This window comes from Mixta tenebrionis (assembly GCF_006517625.1).
GTDB classification, from domain to species: domain Bacteria; phylum Pseudomonadota; class Gammaproteobacteria; order Enterobacterales; family Enterobacteriaceae; genus Mixta; species Mixta tenebrionis.
Map to the genome: position 1 here is coordinate 26,135 of NZ_VHQI01000008.1, position 26,711 is coordinate 52,845.

Genomic DNA, 26,711 nt, shown 5'->3' on the forward strand with positions numbered 1-26,711 from the left:
TGGCACAGGCAGCGCGCTTTTTCGCTCTCTCCGACGCTTTCACCTAAGCTTATGTAAGTGAAAGCGTTAGGAGGAGAGTAAAAATGAGAACAGGGCTTCTTTTGCTGCCGCTACTGGGCATCGTGTTGCTTAGCGGCTGCGCCGCGCCGCCAGCGAAGACTGAGGCGCTGGATCGGCAGGTGATTAAGCTGAATCAGCAGGTTTTGCAGCTGTCCCGTCAGGCCAGCGCGCTGGAATTGCAGAATAAGCTTAACAGTCAGTCGGCTCAGGGCGCATGGCTGTTGCCTGCGGCCAGTAGTCGCGTGGAGCTGGCAAGCCTTGCCGGGCCGTTGATGCTGTCGCTGACGCGCATTGAGCCGGAGGCAAGCGGGACGCGGGCGCTGCTTACGCTTCGCTCCGCCGGCGATGCTCCGCTGCAAAATCTGCGCATGCAGGTTGAATGGGGCGAGCTGGATGCCGCCACCGGGCAGCCGCTGAGCGGCAGCGCGCTGTCGCAAACTATTGAGGTGCGCAACACGCTGTTGCCAGCAGCATGGCAGCCGGTGCCGCTGCGCCTGAGCGGCCTGACGCCGGATCGATTAGGCTACGTACGGGTGCATGGCGTGGAGCCGCTCCACTAAGTTATGCCCGGCGCTGCCCTTCAGCATTGTGCCGGCGCCGCGCCCGGCCAGCGGCGGCCAGGCCGTTACGTAAAGACGCCGTAAATCCTCCTGGAGGCTCTGCCGCGTCATCCATGACGCGGAAGCTTTACTTCAGACCTGCCCGGCGCTGCCCTTCAGCATTGTGTGGCGCCGCGCCCGGCCAGCAGCGAACCGGGCGTTATCCATTCAATCTGGTGATGTAAAAAAGGCCGCATTAGCGGCCTTTTAATCACTGATATTACCGTGCTTACGGCAGAATCGAAGGCTGATCCGCGCCCTCTTTTTCTACTTTCTGCTGCAGCATATGCTCGCGCTTCATACCCATTTTCAGCGCCAGCGCCGAAGCGACGTAGATAGAGGAAACCGTACCGATGGAAACCCCGATCAGCATGGTCAGCGAGAAGCCTTCCAGCAGCGCGCCGCCAAAGATAAACAGCATCAGTACCACCACCAGCGTCGTGGCGGAAGTCATGATAGTACGGCTTAGCGTCTGCGTCAGAGAAACGTTGAAGATCTCATAAGGCGTACCGCGACGGATTTTACGGAAGTTTTCACGAATACGGTCCGATACCACGATGCTGTCGTTCAGCGAGTAGCCAATCACCGACATCAGAGAAGCAATGATGGTGAGATCGATCTCGATATGAAACAGCGACAGGATACCAAGCGTAATGATCACGTCGTGCGCCAGCGCCAGTACCGCGCCAAGCGCCAGACGCCATTCGAAACGAAAGCCGACATATATCAGGATACAGATCAGCGCCACCAGCAGCGCCATGCCGCCCGCCTGCGCCAGATCGCTGCCCACGCTGGGTCCGACGAACTCAATACGCTTAACCGCCGCGTTTTGACCGGCAGCCTGATTAATTACCGTAACAACCTTGTTGCCCAGTTCCTGACCCGCATTACCCGCGTTCGGCGACAGGCGCACCATAACGTCGCGGCTGCTGCCGAAGTTCTGCACCTGGGGTTCCACGAAGCCCGCTTTTTCCAGCGCGCCGCGCAGCGTATCCAGTTCGGCCGGTTTTTCCAGGTTGATTTCAATGACGGTACCGCCAGTGAAATCCAGCCCCCAGTTAAAACCGCGCACGCCCATGATGATAACCGACGCGATCAGCAGCAGCCCGGACAGGGTAAAGGCCAGCGTATCCCAGCGCATAAAGTCATGAACTTTACGGCCATAGTTTAATTGTTCAACACTATATTGCTGTGCCACAACCTACTCCTCAGATAGACAGCTTGTTGATGCGTTTGCCGCCATACAACAGGTTAACAATGGCACGCGTACCAACAATGGCGGTGAACATCGAGGTGCCCACGCCGATCGCGGTGGTAATGGCGAAGCCCTTAATGGAGCCGGTGCCGACCGCATACAGAATAATGGCGGTAATCAGCGTGGTAACGTTGGCGTCAATAATACTGGAGAACGCGCCTTTATAGCCCTCGTGAATCGCCTGCTGAACGGTACGCCCGTTCTTCAGCTCTTCTTTGATACGCTCATTTATCAGTACGTTGGCATCAACGGCAACCGCCAGCGTCAACACGATACCGGCGATGCCGGGCATCGTTAAGGTCGCGCCCGGCAGCAGCGACATAATACCGACGATCAGCACCAGGTTGGCGACCAGCGCGGTGGTGGCGATAACGCCGAACTTTTTATAGTAAACCACCATAAAGAGAATCGATGCGATCAGGCCCCACAGGCAGGCTTCCAGACCCTGGGTAATGTTTTGCTGCCCCATTGTCGGCCCGATAGTACGCTCTTCAACAATCTGAATCGGCGCAATCAGCGCGCCGGCACGCAGCAGCAGCGAAAGCTGGCGCGCTTCGTTCGGGTTGTTGATGCCGGTAATACGGAAGCTGTTGCCCAGACGCGACTGAATATTCGCCACGTTGATCACTTCTTCCTGCTTAACCAGAATCGCGCGTCCGTTAGCGTCTTTCTTACCGCTGTCTTTATACTCGACAAACAGCGTCGCCATCGGTTTACCGATATTATCTTTGGTAAAGTTCGACATCATATTGCCGCCCGCGCTATCGAGCGAAATATTAACCTGCGGTTGGTTATATTCGTCGGTGCTGGAGGTGGAATCGGTAATATGATCGCCGGTAAGGATAACGCGTTTGTACAGCACCACCGGCTGCCCTTCGCGCGTCTGCTTCACTTCGGAATCGCCCGGCACGCGGCCTTTAGCAGCGGCATTCGCATCCACCATGGTATTAACCAGACGGAATTCCAGCGTCGCCGTAGCGCCAAGAATCTCTTTCGCGCGCGCGGTATCCTGAATACCCGGCAGCTCAACCACAATGCGGTCGGCCCCCTGACGCTGTACCAGCGGTTCGGCAACGCCCAGTTGATTAACGCGGTTACGCAGGATATTGATGTTCTGCTGCACGGCATATTCACGCGCTTCACGCAGGCGTTCATCGCTCATTACCGCGCGCAGCGTGTTATCGCCGCGGCTGTTGATCACCAGATCGCGATGGCGGCCGGAGAGGTAGCTTACGGCGTCATCCCGCGCAGCGTTGTCGCGGAAACGAATTTCTACGCCGTAGTTATCAATTTTGCGCACGTTGCTATAAGGAATGCCCTTCTCGCGCAGATCGCTGCGCAGGCCGTCGGTATTCTGCTCCTGCAGCTTACCGAGCGCGGTATCCATATCCACTTCCATCAGGAAGTGCACGCCGCCGCGCAGGTCCAGACCCAGCTTCATCGGCTGCGCCGCCACCATTTCCAGCCATTTCGGCGTGGCGGGCGCCAGGTTAAGCGCGACAACATAATCTTCGCCCAGCGCGCTCAGCAGCGCTTCACGGGCGCGCAGCTGCACATCCGTATTGGCGAAACGCGCCAGGATGGCGCCCTGCTCCAGCGCAATGGATTTGCTCTGAATATTTTCTTGTTTTAATACGTTTTGGATCTGGTCCAGCGTTTGCTCACTGGCGGCGCTTCCGCGCGCACCAGTGATCTGAACGGCCGGATCCTCTCCATACAGGTTAGGAAGTGCATACAGCAGACCGACGGCGATAACCACGATCAGCATAATGTATTTCCATAAAGGATAACGGTTTAACACGGCAGTTCCCTTAGGAAAACTATCAATTAAGCGCCTTCATCGTACCTTTCGGCAGAACGGCAGCCACGAAATCACGTTTAATAATTACTTCATTGTTATCATTCAACGCAATAGTGATATAGCCAGTTTCCGCTACTTTGGTAACGCGCCCTACCAGACCGCCGGTCGTCAGCACTTCCTCACCCTTTGAAATGGAATCCATCAGTTTTTTGTGCTCTTTGGCACGTTTTTGCTGCGGACGCAGGATCATGAAGTAGAAAATCAGGCCGAACACGGCCAGCATAATCACCAGAGAATATGGACTTCCCTGAGAAGGTGCGCCTGTTGCTGCCACTGCGTCAGAAATGAAAAAACTCATCAAATTTCCCTCATTGTTTAATTATCAATCGTTTAATGGCGGAACCGCTTTGCCCTTCCGCGTGTAGAAGTCACTGACGAAGTGCTCTAATTTACCTTCTTCAATGGCCTTGCGTAAACCCGCCATCACGCGCTGGTAGTAACGCAAATTATGAATGGTATTCAAACGGGCACCCAGTATTTCGTTACAGCGATCGAGATGGTGCAAGTAGGCGCGGCTGTAATTGCGACAGGTGTAGCAATCACACTCTGCATCCAGCGGCGAAGTATCATCTTTATGCTTAGCGTTACGAATTTTTACCACGCCATCGGTAACGAACAGGTGGCCGTTGCGCGCGTTGCGCGTCGGCATTACGCAGTCGAACATATCGATGCCGCGCCTTACGCCTTCCACCAGATCTTCCGGCTTGCCGACGCCCATCAGATAACGCGGCTTATCTTCCGGAATCTGCGGGCAGACATGCTCCAGAATACGGTGCATATCTTCTTTCGGCTCGCCAACCGCCAGGCCGCCCACAGCGTAACCATCAAAACCAATCTCCACCAGCCCTTTGACGGAGACATCACGTAAATCTTCGTAAACGCTGCCCTGAATAATACCGAACAGCGCATTTTTATTGCCGAGCTTATCAAAGTGTTCGCGGCTGCGTTTCGCCCAGCGCAGCGACATCTCCATAGAGCGCTTTGCGTAATCCCAGTCCGCCGGGTAAGGCGTACATTCATCAAAGATCATGACGATATCGGAGCCGAGATCGTACTGGATCTCCATCGATTTCTCCGGATCGAGGAAAATCGCATCGCCGTTAATCGGGTTGCGGAAATGCACCCCGGCTTCGGTAATTTTACGAATATCGCCGAGGCTGAATACCTGAAAGCCGCCGGAATCGGTAAGTATCGGCCCCTGCCACTGCATAAAGTCATGCAGATCGCCGTGCAGTTTCATAATTTCCTGGCCAGGACGCAGCCAGAGGTGGAAAGTGTTGCCCAGCAGAATCTGCGCGCCGGTCTCTTTTACCTCTTCCGGCGTCATGCCTTTTACCGTGCCGTAGGTGCCTACCGGCATAAAGGCCGGAGTTTCCACTACGCCGCGCTCAAAAATCAAACGGCCACGACGCGCGCGGCCATCTTTAGTATCAAGTTCAAACTTCACGTTGCCTCCACCAGAGAAACAGTCTGATGCATAATTAACACAACGACGCCGCCGCGGCGGCGCCGGTTAGTCAGGCGCCGACCTTCTCGTCGGGCGCCTGGGGATTACGGGTGATAAACATCGCATCGCCGTAGCTGAAAAAACGATATTGCTGCGCCACCGCTTCACGATAGGCGTTCATCGTATGGCGATAGCCCGCAAAGGCGGAAACCAGCATAATCAGCGTCGATTCCGGCAGATGGAAATTGGTGATCAGCGCATCGATGAGCTGATAACGGTAGCCAGGATAGATAAAGATCTGCGTATCATCAAAGAACGGCGCGATAAGCGCGTCCCCGGCGGCCTGAGCCGCGCTCTCCAGCGAACGAACCGAAGTCGTGCCGACCGCCACCACGCGATTGCCGCGCGCTTTGCAGGCCAACACCGCATCCACTACCTCCTGCGGCACTTCGGCATATTCGGAGTGCATGATATGGTCTTCGATACTATCCACGCGCACCGGCTGGAAGGTGCCGGCGCCGACGTGCAGGGTGACAAACGCCATCTCCACGCCCTTTTCACGCAGCGCCGCCAGCAGCGGTTCGTCAAAATGCAGACCGGCGGTTGGCGCGGCAACCGCGCCCGGCTTCGCGCTGTAGACCGTTTGATAAAGCTCGCGGTCCGCTTCTTCATCAGGGCGATCGATATAGGGCGGCAGCGGCATATGGCCGATGGCGTTCAGGATATCAAGCACGCTGCGCGCGTCGGCAAATTCGATTTCAAACAGCGCGCCATGACGCGCCACCATGGTGGCGCGCACGCTTTCATCATCGCCGAACAGCAGCTCTGCGCCCGGTTTCGGCGCTTTAGAGGCGCGCACGTGCGCCAGTACGCGCTTGTCATCCAGCATACGCTCCACCAGCATTTCTATCTTGCCGCCGCTGGCTTTGCGCCCGTAAACACGGGCCGGAATAACGCGGGTATTATTAAATACCAGCAGATCGCCGGGGTTCAGCTTATCAAGCACGTCGGTGAACACGCCATGGCTCAGCGCGCCATCGGGGCCGTTCAGCGACAGTAGCCGACATCCGCTGCGTTGGGGCTGCGGATAATGGGCAATCAACGACTCTGGTAATGCAAAAGAAAAATCGGCAACGCGCATACATAGTGTCTTACGGATAACAAACAGGCGGCATAGTCTAGCGGAAAAGCGGCAAATTCTGAACTGTTACCCGGCATCCATTCTGTTAGCGTATACTGCGTGGATGAACTTTCTTGCGCATCTTCATCTGGCCTCGCTGGCCAACAGCTCGCTGGCGGGCAATCTGATAGCGGATTATGTGCGTGGCGATCCGCTGCCGCACTGGCCTGCCGATATCGCCGCCGGCATCGCCCTGCATCGGCGTCTCGACGCCCTGACCGACGCCCTGCCGGAGGTACGCAGCGCTAAACGTCTGTTCCGCGACAGCACGCGCCGGGTAGCGCCGATCACGCTGGATGTCGTCTGGGATCATTTTCTTTCACGCTACTGGCAGCGTCTCGTACCTGACCAGCCGCTGCCGCTGTTTCTCGCTCAGGCGCAGAGACAAATCGAGCCGATACTGCCTCAATCGCCTGAAGGCTTTCAGCGCCTTAATCAATATCTGTGGCGCGAGCGCTGGATGGAGCATTATGCCGAAGCCGCCTACCTGCAGCAGGTATTGCGCGGCATGGCGTCGCGGCGGCCGCGGCTGGCGGCGCTTAGCGATTCCTGGCATGATTTTCACGCTAATTACTCCGCGCTGGAGACGCTGTTCTGGCAGTTTTATCCGCGTCTGATGGCGCGCGCCGCGGCGCAGCAACTTTAACCGCGCCGGCTGAGCCGGTCAGTTTACGATATCCCTTCGCGCCAGGCTTTGGTAGACTCGCCCTGCTTAACGCAGGCGAGGCGGCCTGTTTGCCCGCCGCCGACGGAGAATGCTCGCCGTTGCGCCGCGTTGTTAAATAACCAGGACAAGTCTTTCTCAGGGAGAAAATATGCAGCACCAGATCCTTTACTGGCTTAATCACTTCGGCGTGCCTTACGCAACACCGCTTTCGCTAGCCGCAGTCGTGGCGATTATCCTGCTAATTTCGCTGATCGTGCACCTATTGCTGCACCGCGTACTGCTGCCGCTGCTGAAGCGCCGCGCTTACGCCTCCAGCTATCAGTGGCCGAAATCATTAATCGATAACCTTCTGTTCAACCGCTTTGCCCTGCTATTACAGGGCGTACTGCTGAATATTCAGGCCAGCCTGTTTTTACATGACGGCGAACCGCTGTATGCCATTTTGCTGGTCATCTCCCAGGTCTGGATGATGCTGTTCACGCTGCTGGTGCTCTTTTCGCTGCTGGATATCCTGCTGGAACTGTCAGCCGACAGCGCTATCGCCCATCAGCTGCCGCTGCGCGGCATTTTCCAGAGTATTAAGCTGGTAGCGGCGATTCTGTTCGCCATCATGATCATCTCGCTGCTGTTGGGTAAATCGCCGCTGGTGCTGATTACCGGGCTGGGTGCGATGACCGCGGTGCTGATGCTGGTATTTAAAGATCCCATTCTGGGGCTGGTGGCAGGAATTCAGCTTTCCGCTAACGATATGCTGAAGCTTAACGACTGGCTGGATATGCCCAAATATGGCGCGGACGGCGCGGTTATCGATATTGGCCTGACGACGGTAAAAGTGCGCAACTGGGATAATACTATTACCACGATTCCCACCTATGCGCTGATTGCCGATTCATTTAAAAACTGGCGCGGTATGTCAGAGTCGGGCGGACGCCGTATTAAACGCAGCCTGAATATTGATACCACCAGCATCCATTTTCTTAGCGAAGATGAACTGGCGGCGTTGCAGCGCGCGCAGCTGTTAGCGCCCTATATCGATCAAAAAATCGCTGAGGTTTCCCGGCATAACGCTGAACTAAGCTGCGACCTGAGCACGCCGCTGAACGGGCGCCATTTAACCAACGTCGGCACCTTCCGCGCCTGGCTCGAAGCCTGGCTGCGTAATCACCCGGAAATCCATCAAAATATGACGCTGATGGTGCGCCAGCTGGCGCCCGGTTCTGATGGCCTGCCGCTGGAAGTGTACGCTTTTACTAACACGACCGTCTGGCTTGAATATGAGCGTATCCAGTCCGATATTTTCGATCATATTTACGCCGTTCTGCCAGCCTTTGGCCTGCGCGTGCATCAGACCCCAACCGGTCACGATATGCAGCTGCTCAGCGCTTCGGTAGTAAAATAACGCCGTCAGCGCATCAAAACAGAGAAAAAAATAAGCCGCATCGCTGCGGCTTATTTATTGGTTACGCTTTTTTCACCAGCTTATAGCCCGCCAGCAGCAGCACTATCCAGACAGCGCCCACATAAAGCGATACGCGCGTATCCGGGAAATAGCCGATCATGCCGATAATAAATATCAGAAACAGCACGCCGAAGGCCGCGGTATAGCTGCCGCCGGGCAACGCGAACTTCAGCGCCTGCGCCTGCTGCCTGCTCAGGGTGCGACGGAAAGCAATCTGCGAGCAGAGAATCATGATCCATACCCAGACGGTAGCAAAGGTTGCCAGCGAAGCGATCACCAGGAACACTTTTTCCGGCATCAGGTAGTTAAGATAAACCGCGATCAGCATCGCCAGCATCATTACCACCACCGTAACCCACGGAATGCCGCGCCCGGAGACCTTCATAAACACTTTCGGCGCGTGGCCCTGCTGCGCCATGCCGTGCAGCATACGTCCCACGCCGAACACATCGCTGTTAATGGCCGACAGCGACGCGGTAAGCACCACGAAGTTCAGAATCGACGCCGCCGCGGCAATGCCCAGATGCTGGAAGGTTAAAACAAAGGGGCTGCCCTGGGTGCCGACCTGATTCCAGGGGTAGATCGACATAATGACAAACAGCGTACCGACATAAAAAACCAAAATACGCCACGGCACCGAGTTAATAGCGCGCGGTATCGATTTCTCCGGATCTTCCGCCTCGCCGGCGGTGATGCCGATAATTTCAATGCCGCCGTAGGCGAACATCACCATCTGCAGCGATAGCAGCATGCCCACCACGCCATGAGCGAAGAAGCCGCCGTTGGTCCAGAGATTGCTGATGCCGGTAGGCTGACCGCCATTGCCGATTCCCCAGATAATCATCCCGAAGCCCGCCACGATCATAATAATGATGGTGGCCACCTTAAAGAAGGAGAACCAAAACTCAACCTCGCCGAATACCTTGACGCTCATCAGGTTAACGCCGCCGATAATCAGCACCACGCTCAGCACCCAGATCCAGTGCGGCACCTCCGGAAACCAGACGCCCATATAGATGCCAAAAGCGGTAACGTCGGCAATAGCGACGATCAGGATCTCAAAGCAGTAGGTCCAGCCGGTGATATAGCCGGCCATTGGCCCAAGGTAATCCTGCGCGTAGCGCGAAAATGAGCTGGACTGCGGGTTATTAACGGACATTTCGCCCAGCGCGCGCATGATGATATAAGCGACCACGCCGCCGATGATATAGGCCAGCAGAACGCTCGGCCCGGCCATTTTAATGGCATCGGCAGAACCGTAGAACAGCCCGGTACCAATCGCCGAACCCAGCGCCATAAAACGGATATGGCGCGTGCTCAGTCCCCGTTTGAGCTTATTGGTTTCTTGCATAGTGACATCTTACCTGTGGAAATGAAAAACCACGGGCGGGCCCGTGGTTATACCGAAATGTATCAGGATTAATGATGCGCGCTGACCGGCTGCGGCCCCATCAGGCGATCGGCGACCACCACGATAGCCAGCATCGCCAGTGAAGGCGGCAGCCAGGCCAGCCCCTGTTCGGCCAGCGGCAGATGCTGACTAATGGCAGGCAGCGCATCTTTAAAGCCAGTGCTTTTAATCGCGTCGATGATACCAAATACCAGGCTGACAAGCATGGTCGGCGCCACGATGCGTGAGTTTTTATTCCACCAGCTCAGGGTAAAGCTCAGCACAATCAGCACGATGCAGGGCGGATAGATCGCCGTCAGCACCGGGATGGAGATCTGAATCAAATGGCTCAGGCCAAGATTTGACACCACCATTGAGAACAGGCCGAGAATAAATACCAGCGTCTTATAGGAGAACGGCAGGTACTGAGCAAAGAACTCCGCACAGGCGCAGGTCAGGCCCACCGCCGTCACCATACAGGCGATAAAGATCAGCGCCGCCAGGAAGAAGCTGCCCATGCCGCCGAAGGTATGCTGCACGTAAGCGTGCAGGATCGCAGCGCCGTTGGCATTCTGATCCGCCAGCGAACCGCTGCCGGCGCCCAGCTTAAACAGGCTGAGATAGACCAGCGTCAGGCCGACGCCTGCGATAATGCCCGCCAGAATAGTGTAACGCGTCAGCAGGCTCGCCTCTTCCACGCCGCGGGAACGCGCGGCGTTAACGATAACGATGCCGAACACCAGCGCGCCCAGCGTATCCATCGTGAGATAGCCGTTAACGAAGCCGCTGGAAAACGCCGCGTTTTGATACGCGTCGGTTGCCGTAATCGAGACTCCCGCCGGCCACAGCAGCGCGGCGACGCCCAGAATCACCAGCGCGACGATTTTCAGCGGCGCGAGGATATGGCCCACCGTATCCAGCAGCTTACCGGGATAGAGCGATACGCCAATGACCAGCGCGAAATAGATCAGGCTGTAGATAAGCAGCGGCAGCGGGCCGTCGCCGGTTAACGGCGCAATGCCGATTTCAAAGGAAACGGTGGCGGTACGCGGCGTGGCGAACAGCGGCCCTACGGCAAGGTAACAGACCGTCGCCAGCAGAATGCCCGCCGCTTTGCCGATCGGCGTGCTGAGCGCATCGATACCGCCGCCTACGCGCGCCAGCGCGATAACCGTCATAACCGGAAGCCCGACGGCGGTAACCAGGAAACCGAGCGCCGCAGTCCAGACGTGCTCGCCTGACTGCAAACCAACCATCGGAGGAAAAATAATATTGCCTGCGCCAACAAACAGGGCAAAAGTCATAAAGCCCAGCGCAATGATGTCTTTCGACGTTAAACGATGTGTCATAGAACTGTATTGCCTGCTACTGATGTTGCGGTGGATGTGGTGTTAAGTCTTATCGCACCCTCTCTGCGCTAAAATGATCGATTCAAACAATAACCGGAGTTTATGCATCGTCACGACGTGGGGCGCAGTGGTTTTGAGCTGCTTTATTCTTTTCACAGAGGGAAACCGCGATAAGGAGAATAAGTAAAACGTTTATAGCGGCGAAAGGCAATACAGGTTTGGAAAAGCAGAACGATATAGTGAATATAAGTGCCAGGGTAGATAATCGCTTCAAAGTATGCCGCAAGCACATTACATGATATGACTTTCTTTTCAGCAACGCGGGGTAAATTCCTGCGTTTATCCGCGCGAAAATGCACAAAAGGCGCGCTTTCACGCGCCTGACTGCACAAATTTACGCCAGTTACCAGACGTTTTTCGCGATATCCACCACCAAACGCAGTTTTTCCCACTGCTGCGCCTCGCTGAGGTTATTTCCCTCTTCCGTTGAAGCGAAACCGCACTGCGGACTCAGGCAAATTTGGTTAATATCCACATACTGCGTGGCTTCTTTAATACGCGCTTTGACGCTCTGCGCATCTTCCAGCTCGCCCTGCTTGGTGGTAATCAGCCCCAGCACTACCTGCTGATGGCCCGGCCTGATAAAGCGCAGCGGTTCGAAGCCGCCGGAACGTTCGTTATCGTACTCCAGGAAGAACGCATCGACATTTACCCCGCCGAAAAGAATTTCCGCCACCGGCTCATAGCCGCCTTCAGAGATCCAGGTAGAGCGGAAGTTGCCGCGGCAGACGTGCAGGCCCACGGTAAGATCGGCAGGCTTACCCTGCAGCGCTTTATTCAGCACGCGGGCATAGATATGCGCCAGCTCCTCAGGGTTGTCGCCGCGCGCGCGAATCTGCTGCTTCTGATCTTCCGAGCAGAGATAGGCCCAGACGGTATCATCCAGCTGTAAATAGCGGCAGCCGGCGTCGTAAAACGCCTTAATCGCATCGCGATAGGTTTGCGCCAGATCGTCAAAATAGTCCGCCAGATCGGGATAAACCTCAGCATCGATCATTTTGCGCCCGCCGCGAAAATGCAGCACGCTGGGGCTGGGGATAGTCATTTTCGCTACCGCATCGCCGCTGATGCTGTTCAGGAAACGAAAATCTTCCAGCATCGGATGATCGCCAAAACCGAGCTTGCCGGTAACGCGCACGCCGCGCGCTTTCGTCTGAATACCGTTAAACTGGATGCCCTGCTCCGCTTCGTAACGCTCCACGCCCTGCAGGCCATCGAAAAAATCGAAGTGCCACCAGGCGCGGCGAAATTCACCATCGGTGACAACCTGTAATCCGGCGGCGCGCTGCTGTTCAACGACATGACGAATCTCTTCATCTTCGACACGACGCAGCGCGGCGGCGTCGATTTCACCAGCGGCAAACTGCTCACGCGCGCGTTTAACGGCGGCAGGACGTAAAAAGCTGCCAACCACGTCGGCGCGAAAAGGGGCGGTTGTTCTTTGCATGTTGTTCAACTCCTGTTACGAGGCGATCCCGCCCCGTTGCTTTAGCAGTGAAATAGTTTCAGCTTATTATTTTAAGACTTCTGGATGTCTATATGTCTGAAACCAGCGTCGCACGACTTGCATCAGACGGCAAGGGAGGAAATTTCATCTTACTTGAAATTTTTTCATCATCGAGGTTAAGCAGAACAGGGGCGCTATCAGCGCCGGCTGCGCTTAGCAAATTATAGTTAACACGCGTGATGCTAACCGTGCCGCAAACCGTATACCCGTAGACAAAACGAATCACGCCGGCGCAAAAATTTACCCTCCGCCCTGTAGCAGCTTAATCACCAGTAAAAGCGTTGACCACTTCAACGGCGCGCCGCCGGGCGCCAAATAAAATCAACTGCGCCCTGGCTCAGAGCGAGAGCAGCGCCCTCGCCTCGGCGATCTGCTGATCGGAAAGCGGCAGATAGCCCGCCTGACTGACCAGCGCCTGGCCCTCCGGCGACAGCACCTGACGCAGAAACGCGGCGGTCAGCGGCTCCGGCGCCTTGCCCGGCGCTTTATTGATATAGATATAGAGCGGGCGCGCATAGGGATAGCGGCCGCTGCGAATAGACGCCGCATCGGGCATTACCGCCGCGCCCTGTTTCGCCAGCGCCAGCATTTTGACGCCGCTGATATGAAAACCGAAGCTGGCGTAGCCGATAGCGTTCAGGTTGCCCGCTACCGCCTGTACCACCGCCGCCGAACCGGGATACTCGCCAACGTCGTTGCGAAAATCGCCGCTGCACAGCGCCTGCTGTTTAAAGTAGCCCCAGGTGCCGGAAGCGGAGTTCCTGCCCAGCCGCTGCAACGGACGCTGCCGCCAGCCCGGCTGGGTGAGCTGTAAATCGCCCCAGCTATGCGGCGCGGCGGCGGCTCCGCAGCGGCGCGTCACGGAAAAAATGGCGTCAAGCTGCTGCGCGTTAAGCTGGGTCAGCGGATTATCCTGATTGACCACCACCACCAGCGCATCCAGCGCCACCGGCACCGCCAGCGGCGGATAGCCGTAGTGATGCTCAAACAGCTGACGCTCCGAAGGCTGCATCGGGCGGCTCATAGCGCCCAGCTGCGCGGCCCCGGCGGCCAGCGCGATTGGCGCCGTCGAGGAGCCTGCCGCCTGTACCTGCACATTAACGCCGGGATATTGCCGGTTAAAGCTTTCGCCCCACAGCGCCATCAGATTGCCCAGGGTATCGGAACCGACGCTGCTGAGGTTGCCCGCCAGAATCGCGGGCTTAGCCTGCAACGCGCCGGAAAAAAGCAGCAGCGCTGCGATAAGGATGTTTTTCATGCCTGGCGTCCATCAGGGTTTACGCGCCGCATTGTCCGGCAGATGCTGGCTGACAATCAACCTCGGCGGCAGAATAAAGCTAAAGCAGGTTTCTTTATGCGGCTCGCTGGCGATGTTCAGACGCGCGCCATGATGGCTCAGCGCATGCTTTACAATCGCCAGCCCCAGCCCGCTGCCGCCGGTGGATCGCGATCGCGCCTTATCGACGCGGTAAAAACGCTCGGTCAGGCGCGGCAAGTGTTCTGGCGCGATGCCCGGCCCGTTATCCTTCACCGCAAACAGCGCGCCCTGTTTATTATGCAGCCAGCTAACCTCAATCCGCGTCCCTTGCGGCGTATGATTCACCGCGTTATAAACCAGATTGGAGATGGCGCTGCGCAGCTGCTCCTCGTTGCCAAACACCTGCAGATGCGGGTCGCTATGGAAAGCGATTTGATGGCGGCCGTTGCTGAGGGTTTCCGCCTCGCGCTGCAGCAGACGCAGCATCATCGGCACATCCACCTTCTCCGCCAGATCGATAGCGGGCGCGGCCTCGATGCGCGACAGCGTCAGCAGCTGCTTCACCAGGCCATCCATGCGCCGCGTCTGCTCCTGCATGGTTTGCAGCGCCTTTTCACGCGCTTTGCCCTCCAGCACCGCGTCGCTCATCATCTCCAGATAGCCCTGCAACACCGTCAGCGGCGTACGTAGCTCATGGCTGACATTGGCAAAAAAGTTGCGCCGCGCCCCTTCCAGCTGATGCATCTGCGTCACGTCGCGCGCCACCAGCAGCCACTGGCCTTCGCTGTAGGGCATCACGCGAAACTCCATATGCAGCTGGTTATTCATTACCAGCGTCAGCGGACGGGCAAAATCCTGCCGGCGCAGGTAGCGTGAGAATTCCGGGTAGCGCAGCAGATTGAGGATATTCTGGCCGTTATCTTCCGGCCAGCGCAGCCCCAGATGCTGCTGCGCCAGACCGTTACACCAGAAAATCGTCCCTTCATCGGTGGTCAGCACTACCGCGTCGGGCAGCGACTCCGCGCCGCTGCGAAAGCGCTTAATCAGGTTGCCCAGCTCGCGACGACGCCGACGGTTACGCAGCTGCATCTGATAGAGCCCGTAAAACAGCGGCTCCCAGCTCGCCTGGCCGGTGGGCGGCGTCATGGTGCGGTCGATCCACAGCCAGTGCGACAGGCGCAGCAGATTCCAGAAATGCCAGCCCAGCAGCAGCAGCACCGCGGCCAGCAGAAACCAGGGCAGCCCGCCGGCCAGCAGGCCGAGCAGCAGCGCCGGCAGGCAAACCAGCAGCAGTTCCAGCAACAGTCTCTTCCAGGAGAGGCGTTCCAGCACGAGGCAGACTCCGATCAGTAACGAGCGGAGAAACGATACCCCGTTCCGCGCACGGTTTGCACCATTCGATCGTGTCCGGTCAGCTCCAGCGCCTTGCGCAGGCGGCGAATATGCACGTCCACCGTCCGATCTTCCACATAGACGTTGGTGCCCCAGACGTTATTCAGCAGCTGTTCACGACTGTAAACGCGCTCCGGGTGGGTCATAAAGAAGTGCAGCAGCTTATATTCGGTCGGCCCCATTTCCAGCGGCGTGGTAGCAGACATCACGCGATGCGAAGAAGGATCGAGGCTCAGCCCCTGAATCTCAATCACCTCTTCCACCGCCATCGGCGAAATGCGGCGCATCACCGCTTTAATCCGCGCTACCAGCTCTTTGGGGGAAAAAGGTTTGGTGATGTAATCGTCGGCGCCCACTTCCAGGCCGCGTACGCGATCTTCCTCTTCGCCGCGCGCCGTCAGCATCATCACCGGAATATCGCGCGTCATCGCCTCGCGTTTAAGATGCTTAATAAACTGAATGCCGCTGCCGCCCGGCAGCATCCAGTCCAGCAGGATCAGATCGGGCCAGGGTTCGATAAGCAGGTTGACGGCGCTGTCGTAATCATCCGCCTCGATCGGTTGATAATCGTTCTGTTCCAGCACGAAACATAACATCTCTCTGATAGGGGCCTCATCTTCGACAACCAGAATGCGCTTAGCCATTATTGCTCCTGCGAATGTGACGCGCTGTCACGGGAATGTGCGGCGTCATTATGCGTCAGTTTTATGACAGATTTATGAAAAATGCACGGCCTGACCGCGCTGAAAATAACCTTTTTGTAACACTGCCAGCGCGCATTTTCCGTGGTCTGCGCACGGGCTGTGGTTATAATCGCCCGCGGCGTTCTGCTTTTAGCTGGGAGTTCTATGCGCATTATCCATACTTCGGACTGGCACCTCGGTCAGTTTTTTTATACCCGCAGCCGGGCGGCTGAACACCAGGCCTTTTTTCGCTGGCTAATCGATCGCGTGGAAGACTATCAGGTGGATGCGGTCATCGTGGCGGGCGACATTTTTGATACCGGCTCGCCGCCCAGCTATGCGCGCGAACTTTACCACCGTTTCGTGGTGGATTTACAGCGCACCGGCTGCCAGCTGATTGTGCTGGGCGGCAATCATGATTCCGTCGCCACGCTGAATGAAACGCGCGCGCTGCTTGCCTGCCTCAATGCTCAGGTGATCGCCGCCGCCAGCGGCGATCCGCAACAGCAGGTGCTGACGCTGACCACGCGCCAGGGCGAGCCGGGCGCCATTCTCTGCGCCATCCCGTTTCTGCGCCCGCGCGATATAATGCGCAGCCAGGCGGGCCAGTCCGGCAGGCAAAAACAGCTGACGCTGCTGAACGCCATTACCGATTACTATCAGCAGAGCTATCACCACGCGCGCGCCCTGAGCCGTCAGGCGGAGCAGCCGCTGCCGGTGATCGCCACCGGCCATCTGACCACCGTCGGCGTCAGCAAAAGCGATGCGGTGCGCGATATCTATATCGGCACGCTGGACGCCTTTCCGGCGCAGGCGTTTCCGCCCGCCGATTATATCGCGCTGGGCCATATTCATCGGCCGCAGCGCATCGCCAACAGCGAGCATATTCGCTACAGCGGATCGCCGCTGCCGCTCAGCTTTGACGAGCTGGGCAGCGAAAAAAGCGTATTTCTGGTGAGCTTTGCCGCAGGCCGGCTGGAACAGGTTGAGGCGCTGCCGGTGCCCTGCTTCCAGCCGATGCAAACCATCAGAGGCACGCTGGCGGAGATCGAAGCGCAGCTGCGGCCTTTCGCCGATCTCAGCCGCGCGCAGCCGGTCTGGCTCGATATCGAAATCACCACTCAGGAGTATCTGCATAATATGCAGCAGCATATTCAGGCGCTGACCGCAGAGCTGCCGGTTGAAGTGCTGTTAATGCGCCGCAGCCGTGAACAGCGCGAGCGGGCGCTGGCGCGCCTGCAAAATGAAACGCTGAGCGAGCTGAAAGTGGCAGAGGTCTTTGAGCGGCGACTGGAGCAGGAAGCGGAAACGGACGAGGCGCGACTGCAGCGCGTGCGGCACCTGTTCAGCGCCACCCTGGAACAGCTACAGCAGGGCGAGGAGATCCAGCCGTGAAGATTTTATCCCTGCGCTTTAAAAACATTAATTCGCTGCGCGGCGAGTGGAAAATCGACTTTACGCGCGAGCCGTTCGCCAGCAACGGTCTGTTCGCCATAACCGGCCCGACCGGCGCCGGGAAAACCACCCTGCTCGACGCTATCTGCCTGGCGCTCTACCACGAAACCTCGCGGCTGGGGAAAATCTCCCAGACGCAAAACGAACTGATCAGCCGCGATACAGCAGAGTGCCTGGCGGAAGTGGAGTTTGAAGTCAGGGGCGAAGCCTGGCGCGCCTTCTGGAGCCAGAACCGCGCGCGTGGCGCGGTGGACGGCAATTTGCAGGCGCCGCGCGTTGAGCTGGCGCGCTGTAAAGACAACGTCATCGTGGCCGACAAAGTGAAAGATAAGCTGGAGATGATTACCCAGCTGACCGGGCTTGATTTTGCCCGCTTTACCAAATCGATGCTGCTCTCGCAGGGAGAGTTCGCCGCCTTTCTGAATGCCGCTGCCAACGATCGCGCCGAACTGCTGGAGGAGCTGACCGGCACGGAGATTTACGGACAGCTTTCGGCGCGTATTTTTGAGCAGCATAAGCTGGCGCGCATTGAGCTGGATCGGCTGCGGGCGCGCGCGGCTGGCATGGCGCTGCTGGAAGCTCCGGCGCGTCAGCAGCTGGAGGAATCGCTTCAGGCGCTGACGCAGCAGGAGCAGGCGCTGCAGCTGCGGTTAGCGCTTACTCGCCAGCAGCAGCAGTGGCTCAGCCAGCAGCAGCGGCTGGAGCAGGAAAAACAGCAGGCGGAGGCGGCGCAACGTCAGGCAGAGAGCGAGTGGCAGCAGGCGGAGCCGACGCGGCAGCGGCTGAAACGGGCGGAGCCGGCGGAAAAACTACGCCCGCTCTGGCAGCAGCGCCAGCAGCTACGGCAGGATCTGCAACAGCTACAGCAGCAGGCGCAGCAGCTTTCCGCCTCGCTGCAGCAGGATAGTGAGCAGCTACACACCTTGCAACACCAGCAATCGCAGGCGGAACAGGAAAATCAGCGGCTGCATGAGGCGTGGCGTCAGCAGGAGAATCTGATTAATGAACGGGTTATTCCGCTCGACCATCAGATCGATACGCTGGCGCAGCAGGTTGCCCTGCAGCAGCAGAGCCTGGATGAGAATCAGCAGGCGCAGCAGCAGCGTCAGCAACGCCAGCGCCAGCTCAGCCAGCAGCAGCAGGCGCTGTTGGCGCAGCAGGCGCAGGAACAGCGCTGGCGCAGCGATAACGCTCAGGTAGCCGACTGGGGCGAACGGCTGGGCGGCTGGCGCGAACGATTACAGCGGCAACAGCAGTCGCAGCATCACCTGCAGGCGCTGGAGGAAAAACAGCGCCAGCAACAGCGGCTACAGGATGAGCAGCAGCGCCAGCTGGCGGCGCTGAAGGCGCAATCCGCTCCGCAGGAAAACGAGCTGGAGCGCGCGCATCAGCAGGTTACTCAGGCTGAGCAAACGCTTACTGTCTTACAGCAGCGGCAGCCGGAAGCGGCGCTGCGACAGCAGCTGGAGCGCCAGCAGCAGCAGCGTCCGCTGCGGCAAAAGCTGGCGATTTGCTTTTCCACTCTGCGTCCGCTGCGCCAGCGCCACGCCCAACAGCAGCTGGAGCTGCAGGCGCTGGACGAACAAATCCGGCATCAAACGCAGCAGCTGGAGCAGCAGCGCCAGGCCTGGCGGGAAAAACATCAGCACCGCCTCGACCTGGAAAAGCGCCTGGAGCTGGAGCAGCGCATTATCAGCCTGGAGCAGGAACGGGCCAGGCTGATTGCCGGCGAGCCCTGCCCGCTGTGCGGCGCGACCGAGCATCCGGCGGTAGAACATTATCAAACCCTGACGCTGACGGAAAACCAGCAGCGGCTGGAGGCGATACGCCAGCATGAAGATCGGCTGCGTCTCGCCGGCGTGACCTGCAGCGAACAGCTGAAAGCGTTGCAGCAACAGCAGCAACGGCTGAGCGGGCAGCAGCAGACGCTAAGCGCCGAGCTAACGCGTCAGCTGGACGAGTGGCAAACGTTGCTGGCCGCCGCCGGCCTGACGCTGGCGCCGGAAGAGGAAAACGGCCTCAACGACTGGATCGCTCAGCAGGAGGCGCAGGAGGCGGAGCTGCAGCAGCAGCTGCAACAGCAGGAGCATGCCGCCCGCAGGCTGCAACAGGCGAAAGAGCAGCTGGCGGCCTGCCGGCAGCGCTGGCAGCAGCAGCAGCAGGCGCAACAGCTGGCGCAACAGCAGCTGAGCCATCTGCAGCAACAGCTGCAGGAACAAGAGCAGCAGCATCAGCAGCTGCGGCAGGAACAGCAGCAGCTTAGCGCCGCGCTGGAACAGGAGCTGACGCAGCACCAGCTAACGCTGCCGGAGCCGGAGGCGTTGCAGCGCTGGCTGGACGCGCGTCAAAACGAATGGCGGCGCTGGCAGGAAAGTGAGCAGCTGCTTGCCGATCTGTCGGCGCGGCTGGCGGCGTGCGAAACCGCGTTACGCAGCGTTAACGATGAGCTGGCGCAGCTGGCGGAACAGCGCCAGCGTGCCGACAAACTGGCGCAGTCGCAACAGCAGCAGCTGCTTGAATTGCGCCAGCAGCGCCATCAGCTGCTGGGCGATGAGCGCGTAGCGGAGGTGCGCCAGCAGTGGCAGCAGCGTCTGCAGCAGGCCGAAGCGCGCTACCGCGAACGGCAACAGCGCTGGCAGCAGGGGCAGGATGGCTTAAATAACCTGACCGGACAGCATAATTCACTAATTAAACAGCAAGACGCCGCTGAAAAGCGCTATATCGCATGTGAAACCCAGTTTATTCAGGCGCTGACGCAGAGCGACTTCAGCGATGAAGCCGCCTTTCATGCCGCGCTGCTGGATGAACAGGAGGCGCAACAGCTGCGCGCAACAAGCCAGCAGGCGGAGGCGCGCCGTCAGCAGGCGGAGGCGCTGGCGCAGCAGGCGCAGGCGCGGCTGGCGCAGCATCAGCAGGCGCGGCCCGCCGATATTAGCGCCACGCTGCCCGAACTGGAGCGCGAGCTGGCAACGCTGGAGCATGAGCTGCAGGCCAACGCGCGCCAGCAGGGTCAGCTGCGCCAGCAGCTGGAGAGCGACGATACGCAACGTCAGCAGCAGCAAAGCCTGCTGCGGCGGATTGAAGATAACGCGCAGCAGGTAGAGGACTGGGGCTACCTTAATCAGCTGATCGGCTCCAGCAGCGGCGATAAGTTCCGCCGCTTCGCCCAGGGCCTGACGCTGGATCATCTGGTCTGGCTGGCGAACCAGCAGCTTGAACGCCTGCATGGTCGTTATCTGCTGCAGCGCAAAGCTGCCGATACCCTGGAGCTACAGGTTATGGATACCTGGCAGGCCGACGCGCAGCGCGATACGCGCACCCTCTCCGGCGGCGAAAGCTTCCTGGTCAGCCTGGCGCTGGCGCTGGCGCTCTCCGATCTGGTCAGCGATAAAACCCGTATCGAATCGCTGTTTCTGGATGAGGGCTTCGGCACGCTGGATGCGGATACGCTCGATACCGCGCTGGACGCGCTGGATGCGCTCAACGCCAGCGGGAAAACTATCGGCGTTATCAGTCACGTTGAGGCGATGAAGGAGCGTATTCCGGTGCAGATTAAGGTCAGGAAGGTAAACGGCCTCGGCTACAGCCGGCTGGATCGGCAATTTTCAGTCTGATGCGCCTGTTTTCGTCGCGCCGCGCATGTTACCGTGCGCGGCATTGACCGTTCGTGATTAAGGATAAACCATGTTGGCTTTCCGCCTCGCTTCTCTGGCTGCGGCCGCGCTGCTGCTCAGCGCCTGTCAGCGCGCGCAACAGCCTGCGCCCGATATCGCCCTCCGCTGTAGCGGAGCGCAGCAGCGCATCTGCAGCTGGCTCAGCGATATTCAACAGCAAGTCGGCAGCCGTTTCGATCGGGCGACGCGTTACGCTGGTCAACACTGCGATCTGACCATCGGCTACGATGCGCAGCGCGGCTATCAGGTACTGCGCAGCGAAGGCGATGAGCCGCTCTGCCTGCAGGCGTGGCAAACCTTCGGCGCTACGGCGACGCTGCCGCCGCCGCCGCCAGAGGCGCCCGCGCAGTTTATTTTGTCATTCCATCCGCAGTAGCCTGCTGAGAGGCCAGCGGCCAGAGCCAGGCAGCGCCGCGTACGCCGCTGGAGTCGCCGTGTCGCGCCCTGACGATCGGCGTTTCGCATTCACGCCCGAACACCCAGGGCTTTATCAGCTGCGGCAGCGTCTGGTAGAGCCGTTCGACATTGCTCATGCCGCCGCCAAGCACGATGATATCGGGATCGAGCAGATTAACCACCTGCGCCAGCGATTTCGCCAGCCGCAGCTCGTAACGGCTCATGGCCAGCTCAGCCAGCGCGTCCTGCTGCGCCAGCAACGCTACGATCTCCGCGCCGTTGAGCGCCTTTCCGCTCAGCCGCTGATAGTCGGTGGCGAAGCCGGTGCCGGAAACAAAGGTTTCGATACAGCCCTGCTGCCCGCAGTAGCAGGGCACCTCTTCACGGTAGCGCAGCTCATCCTCATCCATCCACGGCAGCGGATTGTGTCCCCATTCTCCGGCATTGCCGTTGCCGCCGCGATGGGAGACGCCGTTAATGGCGATGCCCGCCCCGGAGCCGGTGCCGATAATGACCGCAAATACCAGCGCCCTGCCTGCCGCCGCGCCGTCCACCGCCTCCGACACCGCCAGGCAGTTAGCGTCATTGGCGATGCGCACTTCGCGATCCAGCAGCCGCGCCAGATCGCGATCCAGCGGCTGCCCGTTCAGCCAGGTCGAGTTGGCGTTTTTCACCCGCTGGCTAAACGGCGACAGCGTGCCGGGAATGCCGAGGCCGACGCTGCCCCGCGCGCCGGTTTGCTCTTCCGCCAGGCGAACCAGATCGACAATGGTTTGCAGCGTCTGCGGATAGTCATTACGCGGCGTCGGCACGCGGTGGCGAAACAGCGTCTCGCCCACGTCCGAAAGTGCAATCACTTCCGTTTTGGTTCCGCCTAAATCGATGCCAATGCGCACAGCTTTTTCCTCGTCGGTTATGCGAATGCTGTTTACCTTAGAAGGCGGGGCCAGGAAAGGCAATGACCCGTCGCCGATGTTTCGTTATCATGCGCGCACCGTTTATGACCCGTGCCTCTGGCACCTCCGGCAAAGGAAAACCCTATGGTGTGGTTTAAAAATTTGATGATTTATCGTCTGAACAGCGACATTTCGCTCTCTGCAGACGACCTGGAAAAACAACTTGCTGCGTTTTCCTTTTCCCCGTGCGGCAGTCAGGATATGGCGAAAACCGGCTGGGTTGCGCCAATGGGAGCGCGTAGCGACGCGCTGATCCACGTCAATAACGGCCAGACGCTGATTTGCGCACGCAAAGAAGAGAAGATCCTGCCGTCGCCGGTAGTTAAACAGGCGCTGGAAGCGAAGATCGAGAAGCTGGAAGCGGAACAGCAGCGCAAGCTGAAGAAAACCGAAAAGGATTCACTGAAGGATGAAGTGCTGCACAGCCTGCTGCCGCGCGCCTTCAGCCGTTTCAGCCAGACTTTCCTCTGGATCGACAGCGTCAATAACCTGATCATGGTCGACTGCGCCAGCGCGAAAAAAGCGGAAGATATCCTGGCGCTGCTGCGTAAAAGCATCGGATCGCTGCCGGTAGTGCCGCTGGCGATGGAGAAACCTATCGAGCTGACGTTAACCGAATGGGTACGATCCGGCGATCTGCCTGCGGGTTTTGCGCTGATGGATGAGGCTGAGCTGAAGGCGATCCTCGAAGATGGCGGCGTGATCCGCTGCAAAAAGCAGGATCTGGTTTGCGATGAAATCGCCAACCATATTGAGGCCGGCAAGCAGGTAACGCAGCTGGCGCTGGACTGGCAGCAGCGCGTTCAGCTAATGCTGGCCAGCGACGGTTCGGTAAAACGTCTGAAGTTCGCCGATACCCTGCGCGAACAGAATGATGACATCGATCGTGAGGATTTCGCGCAGCGCTTTGACGCCGATTTCCTGCTGATGACCGGCGAACTGACCGCGTTGATTAGCGAACTGACGACGGCGCTGGGCGGCGAAGCGCAGCGTTAAGCAAAAAAGTGCGCCGCTGGCGGCGCACCTTCACCGCGTTTAAAGATAGCGGCAGAGATAAGAGGTAGGTTCCGCTACCTGCAAATGGAATTCGCTGTGGCCGGGTACGTGGAACACGCTGCCCGCTTCATAAGCTTTCCATTCGGTTTCGCCAGGCAACAGAACGTTCAGCGCGCCGCTGATCACCGTCATCTCTTCCGGCTGCGCGGTGCTGAAGGCGTATTCGCCCTCCACCATCACGCCGACGCTGGCGCGTCCGGTACTGGCGCTGGAAAAACCGATCGATTTCACTTTCCCTTCAAAGTACTCGCTTACATTCAGCATACCACGTCCCCAAAATCAACCAGATGAACCGGCAGTGTAGGGGCTAAGCGCGCCGCTTGTCACCTTAAATCGTCGCTTAAACCAGCAGCTCCGCCGCCATTTTAGCCAGCAGCATATTCGGCAGCAGAACCGGGATGCCGAGCAGCTGCTGCAAAATATCGCGCTGGCGCGGATGGTAGCCGGGACCATCAAGCAGCACCACGTCGGCGCCCTGCTCCTGCAGCTGCAGCGCCGCATCGATCAGCCGTTCGTTATCGGTCATTCCCGGCCTGGCGACGGCAAAACGGGCGGGACAGCTCAGGTTGCGCCATTTCACCGCCTGGCGGCGCAGCGCATCTTCCGGCGGCACCACAATCCCCACCTGATGACCTTCCACTATCGCCTTTACCAGCGGCGGCACAATGCGATCCGGCTCCAGCAGTACGGCGTTGCGCGCCTGTAACCCACGCAGGCCGTGAAGGTTTACCAGCAGAATAGTTTCCGCGCCGCGCGCCTCCAGCTGCCAGATCAGCTGCTGCAACGCCTGCTGCACTTTCTCCGCCGCCAGCGTTATCGATACGCCATCGGCCAGCGGCACGTTAACCACGCCGTCGCCCTGCGCCGGCGCATACTTTTCCTGCGCTTCCGCCGCCGACAGGCCATCCAGCAAACCGATACGCAGGATCTGTTCTTCCGGCAAATGTTCCAGCAACAGCGGGGTCATATCGCTACAGGGGGATTGCGCTATCGTTAGTATAACCAGTGTCTGTTTCATAGGCTTTTCATCTGAGACGGGTCACCAGCTAACCCGAGGATTAAGAAAACGTCCGGCCGTTTACCGCCACGACGCGATTTAATTCCCGATGGCAAAATATCGACGGCATTATTTTGACGCGCGCGCCGCACTAATGCCTGAGATAAAAAAGTTCTGTCTTCTCTGTACCTGGCGAATTAGCGCCCTTTTTTTCGGCGTTAACCTGCCGCGGGCAAAAGGTAGAACAGCTGGCGCTAAACCCATCACGCGCCGCAATGGAAAATAAAGTTAACGTCGCGCCTGACGTTAATCACTAAATTCCATCTGTTTAACCGGGACATTATTCTGCCGCCTGGTTAAAAATAAACGGCTCGCCGCTCTCCGGCTGCGAACTTAATACCGCCGACGGCTTTGACGATTTAATCGTCGGCTAACCTAACGGCTAATATAATCGACCGCGCCCGCAACCGCCGCCCGGATCCAACAGGACGCAGCAACCTGCGCGCTTCGCCTGTAGCGCGCTCCGCGACGCCGTTGCGCTGTAACGCACCCGATGACGGGCGCTCAGGCTGACGGTTAATCACCGGCTCGACGATCGCGGCAAACTATTATTTTGGCTTAAACGCTCACCAGCGATTAATAACATCCTGGCACAGCAGATGAATAAAAACCACGCGGGAAATTTGTGATTACAGACAGGTTAAGGGCCTATTTCTGACGATAGAAAAAAGCAGAGAATAACATTTTCGCGCCGTTAACCATTAATTGCTCCTTTCCTCAGTGATTTACACCTCTTTCAACCTGATGATTGAGAAACTTTTCATCCTGCATTACGCCTTATAACGCAAAGGAAAATAAAAGCTGAAAGTTCCGAGGTCAAGTATAAAATCTTTTTTTCAGAGCTATCCGGTTAGCAAAAAATTTCAGACAGCAATTTTTTAACCTTATGGAATAACAAACAAATAATTTCCGTTACAGAAACATGTAATCCATTAGAGAAATGAACAACCGGAAGAACGGAAGAATGCTTTAATTACGGATCGCTACGCTGACGGAGGTTTTACAGGCATCCATGCCCGCCGGGCTATTCTTTGTCGCTGTTTTCGTAGCGCTCTTTCGCATCCAGCGCTTCCTGCTCGCTTTCATGTTCGCTAATCAGCGAGTCAGGCTTAGGGTGATCGGCACGCAGCTCATAGCGCGTAACGCCCTGTCCGGCAGCGCCTTTATCAACCGGCACAATCCGGGCTTCACGTGGGTAAGGTGGTCTGGTCGGCATAGGGTCTTCCCTCCGGTGGTGAAAGTGGTATCCGCTCTCTGCGTCCGCCTGTCGGCATCCGTAGAGCAAGTATAGCCAATCCCGCCGTCGCGCCAGCGACGCAGAACAGAAAGGTAACAAAAACAGGCGGATTGTTAACCGGTGAGGCTGACGCCCTTGCGCCCGTCGTCGCGCGCCAGCGCCGTCAGGATCTGCGCCGCGACCCGTTCAGGCGCCTGCATCGCATCGATAATATGGTGGGCCGCATCCCGGTAAAGCGCCTCGCGCTGATGAAGCACCTCCGACATCTCTTCCGTAATGGGGCGACCGGTCAGCGTGGGGCGCTGCGCGCTTTGCGGATAGGCGGAGAGGCGCGTAGCCAACACCGCAGCGTTCGCCTGCAGCCAGATAACCGCCCCCTGCTCGCGCATAAAGCGGCGATTCCTCTCCGCCAGCACCATGCCGCCGCCGGTAGCGATAACGGTCTGCGGCGCGCTAACCGCCATCAGCGATGCGCTTTCCCGCCGGCGAAACCCTTCCCAGCCTTCCGCCGCCACGATATCCGCTACCGTTTTGCCGGTAACCTGCTGCAGATGATGATCGGTATCGCGAAATTCATAGCCCAACGCCTGCGCCAGCGCGGCGCCGACGGTGGTTTTCCCGCAGCCGCGCGCGCCGATTAAAAAAACGGGTGAGGTCATAACTGGCTACCCTCCGCCAGCGCTGCGTTACGCCGCAGATGGCTGTTTGATCTA

General features: G+C 58.3%; 24 protein-coding genes. 7 read left to right on the forward strand and 17 right to left on the reverse strand.

Annotated features, from left to right (window positions below; all coding sequences use genetic code 11):
* Window positions 1-83 precede the first annotated feature (83 nt).
* On the forward strand, window positions 84-620 hold the full coding sequence (locus FKM52_RS13930; RefSeq protein ID WP_141176778.1) for a DUF3251 domain-containing protein: 537 nt from the start codon (window positions 84-86) through the stop codon (window positions 618-620).
* A 268-nt stretch (window positions 621-888) separates the two neighbouring features.
* Here FKM52_RS13930 and secF read toward each other — a convergent pair whose 3' ends face one another.
* From secF to queA, 5 genes are all read right to left on the reverse strand, one after another.
* Window positions 889-1,857 carry a protein translocase subunit SecF gene (gene secF, locus FKM52_RS13935; protein WP_141176779.1) on the reverse strand — a complete coding sequence of 323 codons (969 nt, stop codon included), beginning with the start codon at window positions 1,855-1,857 and terminating at the stop codon, window positions 889-891.
* A 10-nt stretch (window positions 1,858-1,867) separates the two neighbouring features.
* Window positions 1,868-3,715, reverse strand: a complete 1,848-nt coding sequence (secD, locus tag FKM52_RS13940) for a protein translocase subunit SecD (RefSeq protein WP_141176780.1) — start codon at window positions 3,713-3,715, stop codon at window positions 1,868-1,870.
* A 22-nt stretch (window positions 3,716-3,737) separates the two neighbouring features.
* A complete protein-coding gene (gene yajC, locus FKM52_RS13945) occupies window positions 3,738-4,073 on the reverse strand; it encodes a preprotein translocase subunit YajC (RefSeq protein ID WP_141176781.1) in 336 nt (111 codons plus the stop codon).
* A 24-nt stretch (window positions 4,074-4,097) separates the two neighbouring features.
* The gene (gene tgt, locus FKM52_RS13950; protein ID WP_141176782.1) at window positions 4,098-5,222 is read right to left on the reverse strand and encodes a tRNA guanosine(34) transglycosylase Tgt; all 1,125 of its coding nucleotides are present in this window, start codon (window positions 5,220-5,222) and stop codon (window positions 4,098-4,100) included.
* Between the two features lie 70 nt (window positions 5,223-5,292).
* On the reverse strand, window positions 5,293-6,363 hold the full coding sequence (gene queA / locus FKM52_RS13955; protein WP_141176783.1) for a tRNA preQ1(34) S-adenosylmethionine ribosyltransferase-isomerase QueA: 1,071 nt from the start codon (window positions 6,361-6,363) through the stop codon (window positions 5,293-5,295).
* Window positions 6,364-6,466: 103 nt separating this feature from the next.
* Between queA and FKM52_RS13960 the strand changes: the two genes are divergently transcribed.
* Together FKM52_RS13960 and FKM52_RS13965 are read left to right on the forward strand one after the other, a co-directional pair.
* Window positions 6,467-7,048, forward strand: coding sequence for an ACP phosphodiesterase (locus FKM52_RS13960; protein ID WP_141176784.1), 582 nt, complete (start codon window positions 6,467-6,469; stop codon window positions 7,046-7,048).
* 169 nt (window positions 7,049-7,217) lie between these two features.
* Complete coding sequence (locus FKM52_RS13965) at window positions 7,218-8,468, forward strand: mechanosensitive ion channel family protein (RefSeq protein WP_141176785.1); 1,251 nt, start codon at window positions 7,218-7,220, stop codon at window positions 8,466-8,468.
* A 61-nt stretch (window positions 8,469-8,529) separates the two neighbouring features.
* On the opposite strand, the gene proY is transcribed toward FKM52_RS13965, so the two are convergent.
* From proY to phoB, 7 genes are all read right to left on the reverse strand, one after another.
* The gene (gene proY, locus FKM52_RS13970; RefSeq protein ID WP_141176786.1) at window positions 8,530-9,879 is read right to left on the reverse strand and encodes a proline-specific permease ProY; all 1,350 of its coding nucleotides are present in this window, start codon (window positions 9,877-9,879) and stop codon (window positions 8,530-8,532) included.
* A gap of 68 nt (window positions 9,880-9,947) precedes the next feature.
* A complete protein-coding gene (gene brnQ, locus FKM52_RS13975) occupies window positions 9,948-11,267 on the reverse strand; it encodes a branched-chain amino acid transporter carrier protein BrnQ (protein ID WP_141176787.1) in 1,320 nt (439 codons plus the stop codon).
* Between the two features lie 152 nt (window positions 11,268-11,419).
* Complete coding sequence (locus tag FKM52_RS13980; RefSeq protein WP_141176788.1) at window positions 11,420-11,719, reverse strand: hypothetical protein; 300 nt, start codon at window positions 11,717-11,719, stop codon at window positions 11,420-11,422.
* Window positions 11,671-12,774 carry a cobalamin-independent methionine synthase II family protein gene (locus tag FKM52_RS13985; protein ID WP_141176789.1) on the reverse strand — a complete coding sequence of 368 codons (1,104 nt, stop codon included), beginning with the start codon at window positions 12,772-12,774 and terminating at the stop codon, window positions 11,671-11,673. Before FKM52_RS13985 ends, FKM52_RS13980 begins: the two co-directional genes overlap by 49 nt.
* Window positions 12,775-13,171: 397 nt before the next feature.
* Complete coding sequence (locus tag FKM52_RS13990; RefSeq protein ID WP_141176790.1) at window positions 13,172-14,092, reverse strand: PstS family phosphate ABC transporter substrate-binding protein; 921 nt, start codon at window positions 14,090-14,092, stop codon at window positions 13,172-13,174.
* 12 nt (window positions 14,093-14,104) lie between these two features.
* Entirely contained in the window at window positions 14,105-15,424 is a 1,320-nt protein-coding gene (gene phoR / locus FKM52_RS13995; RefSeq protein WP_141176791.1) for a phosphate regulon sensor histidine kinase PhoR, read from the reverse strand.
* A gap of 14 nt (window positions 15,425-15,438) precedes the next feature.
* Entirely contained in the window at window positions 15,439-16,128 is a 690-nt protein-coding gene (gene phoB, locus FKM52_RS14000) for a phosphate response regulator transcription factor PhoB (RefSeq protein ID WP_141176792.1), read from the reverse strand.
* Window positions 16,129-16,332: 204 nt separating this feature from the next.
* Here phoB and sbcD point away from each other — a divergent pair, with 204 nt between their 5' ends.
* From sbcD to FKM52_RS14015, 3 genes are all read left to right on the forward strand, one after another.
* Complete coding sequence (sbcD, locus tag FKM52_RS14005) at window positions 16,333-17,562, forward strand: exonuclease subunit SbcD (RefSeq protein WP_141176793.1); 1,230 nt, start codon at window positions 16,333-16,335, stop codon at window positions 17,560-17,562.
* Window positions 17,559-21,236 (forward strand): AAA family ATPase, encoded by a 3,678-nt coding sequence (locus tag FKM52_RS14010; RefSeq protein ID WP_141176794.1) that lies wholly within the window; start codon window positions 17,559-17,561, stop codon window positions 21,234-21,236. Before sbcD ends, FKM52_RS14010 begins: the two co-directional genes overlap by 4 nt.
* A 70-nt stretch (window positions 21,237-21,306) precedes the next feature.
* Complete coding sequence (locus tag FKM52_RS14015; protein WP_141176795.1) at window positions 21,307-21,672, forward strand: hypothetical protein; 366 nt, start codon at window positions 21,307-21,309, stop codon at window positions 21,670-21,672.
* On the opposite strand, the gene mak is transcribed toward FKM52_RS14015, so the two are convergent.
* On the reverse strand, window positions 21,647-22,588 hold the full coding sequence (gene mak / locus FKM52_RS14020) for a fructokinase (protein WP_141176796.1): 942 nt from the start codon (window positions 22,586-22,588) through the stop codon (window positions 21,647-21,649). The genes FKM52_RS14015 and mak overlap by 26 nt on opposite strands.
* 144 nt (window positions 22,589-22,732) lie before the next feature.
* Here mak and rdgC point away from each other — a divergent pair, with 144 nt between their 5' ends.
* Window positions 22,733-23,644 (forward strand): recombination-associated protein RdgC, encoded by a 912-nt coding sequence (gene rdgC, locus FKM52_RS14025; protein ID WP_141176797.1) that lies wholly within the window; start codon window positions 22,733-22,735, stop codon window positions 23,642-23,644.
* Between the two features lie 39 nt (window positions 23,645-23,683).
* Here the strand turns inward: rdgC and ppnP are convergent, their stop codons facing one another.
* From ppnP to aroL, 4 genes are all read right to left on the reverse strand, one after another.
* Complete coding sequence (ppnP, locus tag FKM52_RS14030; protein WP_141176798.1) at window positions 23,684-23,968, reverse strand: pyrimidine/purine nucleoside phosphorylase; 285 nt, start codon at window positions 23,966-23,968, stop codon at window positions 23,684-23,686.
* Window positions 23,969-24,044: 76 nt separating this feature from the next.
* Window positions 24,045-24,722 (reverse strand): AroM family protein, encoded by a 678-nt coding sequence (locus tag FKM52_RS14035; protein ID WP_141176799.1) that lies wholly within the window; start codon window positions 24,720-24,722, stop codon window positions 24,045-24,047.
* 1,063 nt (window positions 24,723-25,785) lie between these two features.
* Window positions 25,786-25,977, reverse strand: a complete 192-nt coding sequence (locus tag FKM52_RS14040; RefSeq protein ID WP_141176800.1) for a YaiA family protein — start codon at window positions 25,975-25,977, stop codon at window positions 25,786-25,788.
* A 134-nt stretch (window positions 25,978-26,111) separates the two neighbouring features.
* Window positions 26,112-26,657: a shikimate kinase AroL gene (aroL, locus tag FKM52_RS14045; protein ID WP_141176801.1), complete on the reverse strand. Its 546-nt coding sequence runs from the start codon at window positions 26,655-26,657 to the stop codon at window positions 26,112-26,114.
* Window positions 26,658-26,711: the final 54 nt, after the last annotated feature.

Coding starts and splice junctions, on each gene's coding strand:
- FKM52_RS13930 (WP_141176778.1), top strand. CDS start 84: ATGAGAACAGGGCTTCTTTTGCTGCCGCTACTGGGCATCGTGTTGCTT.
- yajC (WP_141176781.1), bottom strand. CDS start 4,073: ATGAGTTTTTTCATTTCTGACGCAGTGGCAGCAACAGGCGCACCTTCT.
- queA (WP_141176783.1), bottom strand. CDS start 6,363: ATGCGCGTTGCCGATTTTTCTTTTGCATTACCAGAGTCGTTGATTGCC.
- FKM52_RS13960 (WP_141176784.1), top strand. CDS start 6,467: ATGAACTTTCTTGCGCATCTTCATCTGGCCTCGCTGGCCAACAGCTCG.
- FKM52_RS13965 (WP_141176785.1), top strand. CDS start 7,218: ATGCAGCACCAGATCCTTTACTGGCTTAATCACTTCGGCGTGCCTTAC.
- proY (WP_141176786.1), bottom strand. CDS start 9,879: ATGCAAGAAACCAATAAGCTCAAACGGGGACTGAGCACGCGCCATATC.
- brnQ (WP_141176787.1), bottom strand. CDS start 11,267: ATGACACATCGTTTAACGTCGAAAGACATCATTGCGCTGGGCTTTATG.
- FKM52_RS13985 (WP_141176789.1), bottom strand. CDS start 12,774: ATGCAAAGAACAACCGCCCCTTTTCGCGCCGACGTGGTTGGCAGCTTT.
- FKM52_RS13990 (WP_141176790.1), bottom strand. CDS start 14,092: ATGAAAAACATCCTTATCGCAGCGCTGCTGCTTTTTTCCGGCGCGTTG.
- phoB (WP_141176792.1), bottom strand. CDS start 16,128: ATGGCTAAGCGCATTCTGGTTGTCGAAGATGAGGCCCCTATCAGAGAG.
- sbcD (WP_141176793.1), top strand. CDS start 16,333: ATGCGCATTATCCATACTTCGGACTGGCACCTCGGTCAGTTTTTTTAT.
- FKM52_RS14015 (WP_141176795.1), top strand. CDS start 21,307: ATGTTGGCTTTCCGCCTCGCTTCTCTGGCTGCGGCCGCGCTGCTGCTC.
- rdgC (WP_141176797.1), top strand. CDS start 22,733: ATGGTGTGGTTTAAAAATTTGATGATTTATCGTCTGAACAGCGACATT.
- ppnP (WP_141176798.1), bottom strand. CDS start 23,968: ATGCTGAATGTAAGCGAGTACTTTGAAGGGAAAGTGAAATCGATCGGT.
- FKM52_RS14035 (WP_141176799.1), bottom strand. CDS start 24,722: ATGAAACAGACACTGGTTATACTAACGATAGCGCAATCCCCCTGTAGC.
- FKM52_RS14040 (WP_141176800.1), bottom strand. CDS start 25,977: ATGCCGACCAGACCACCTTACCCACGTGAAGCCCGGATTGTGCCGGTT.
- aroL (WP_141176801.1), bottom strand. CDS start 26,657: ATGACCTCACCCGTTTTTTTAATCGGCGCGCGCGGCTGCGGGAAAACC.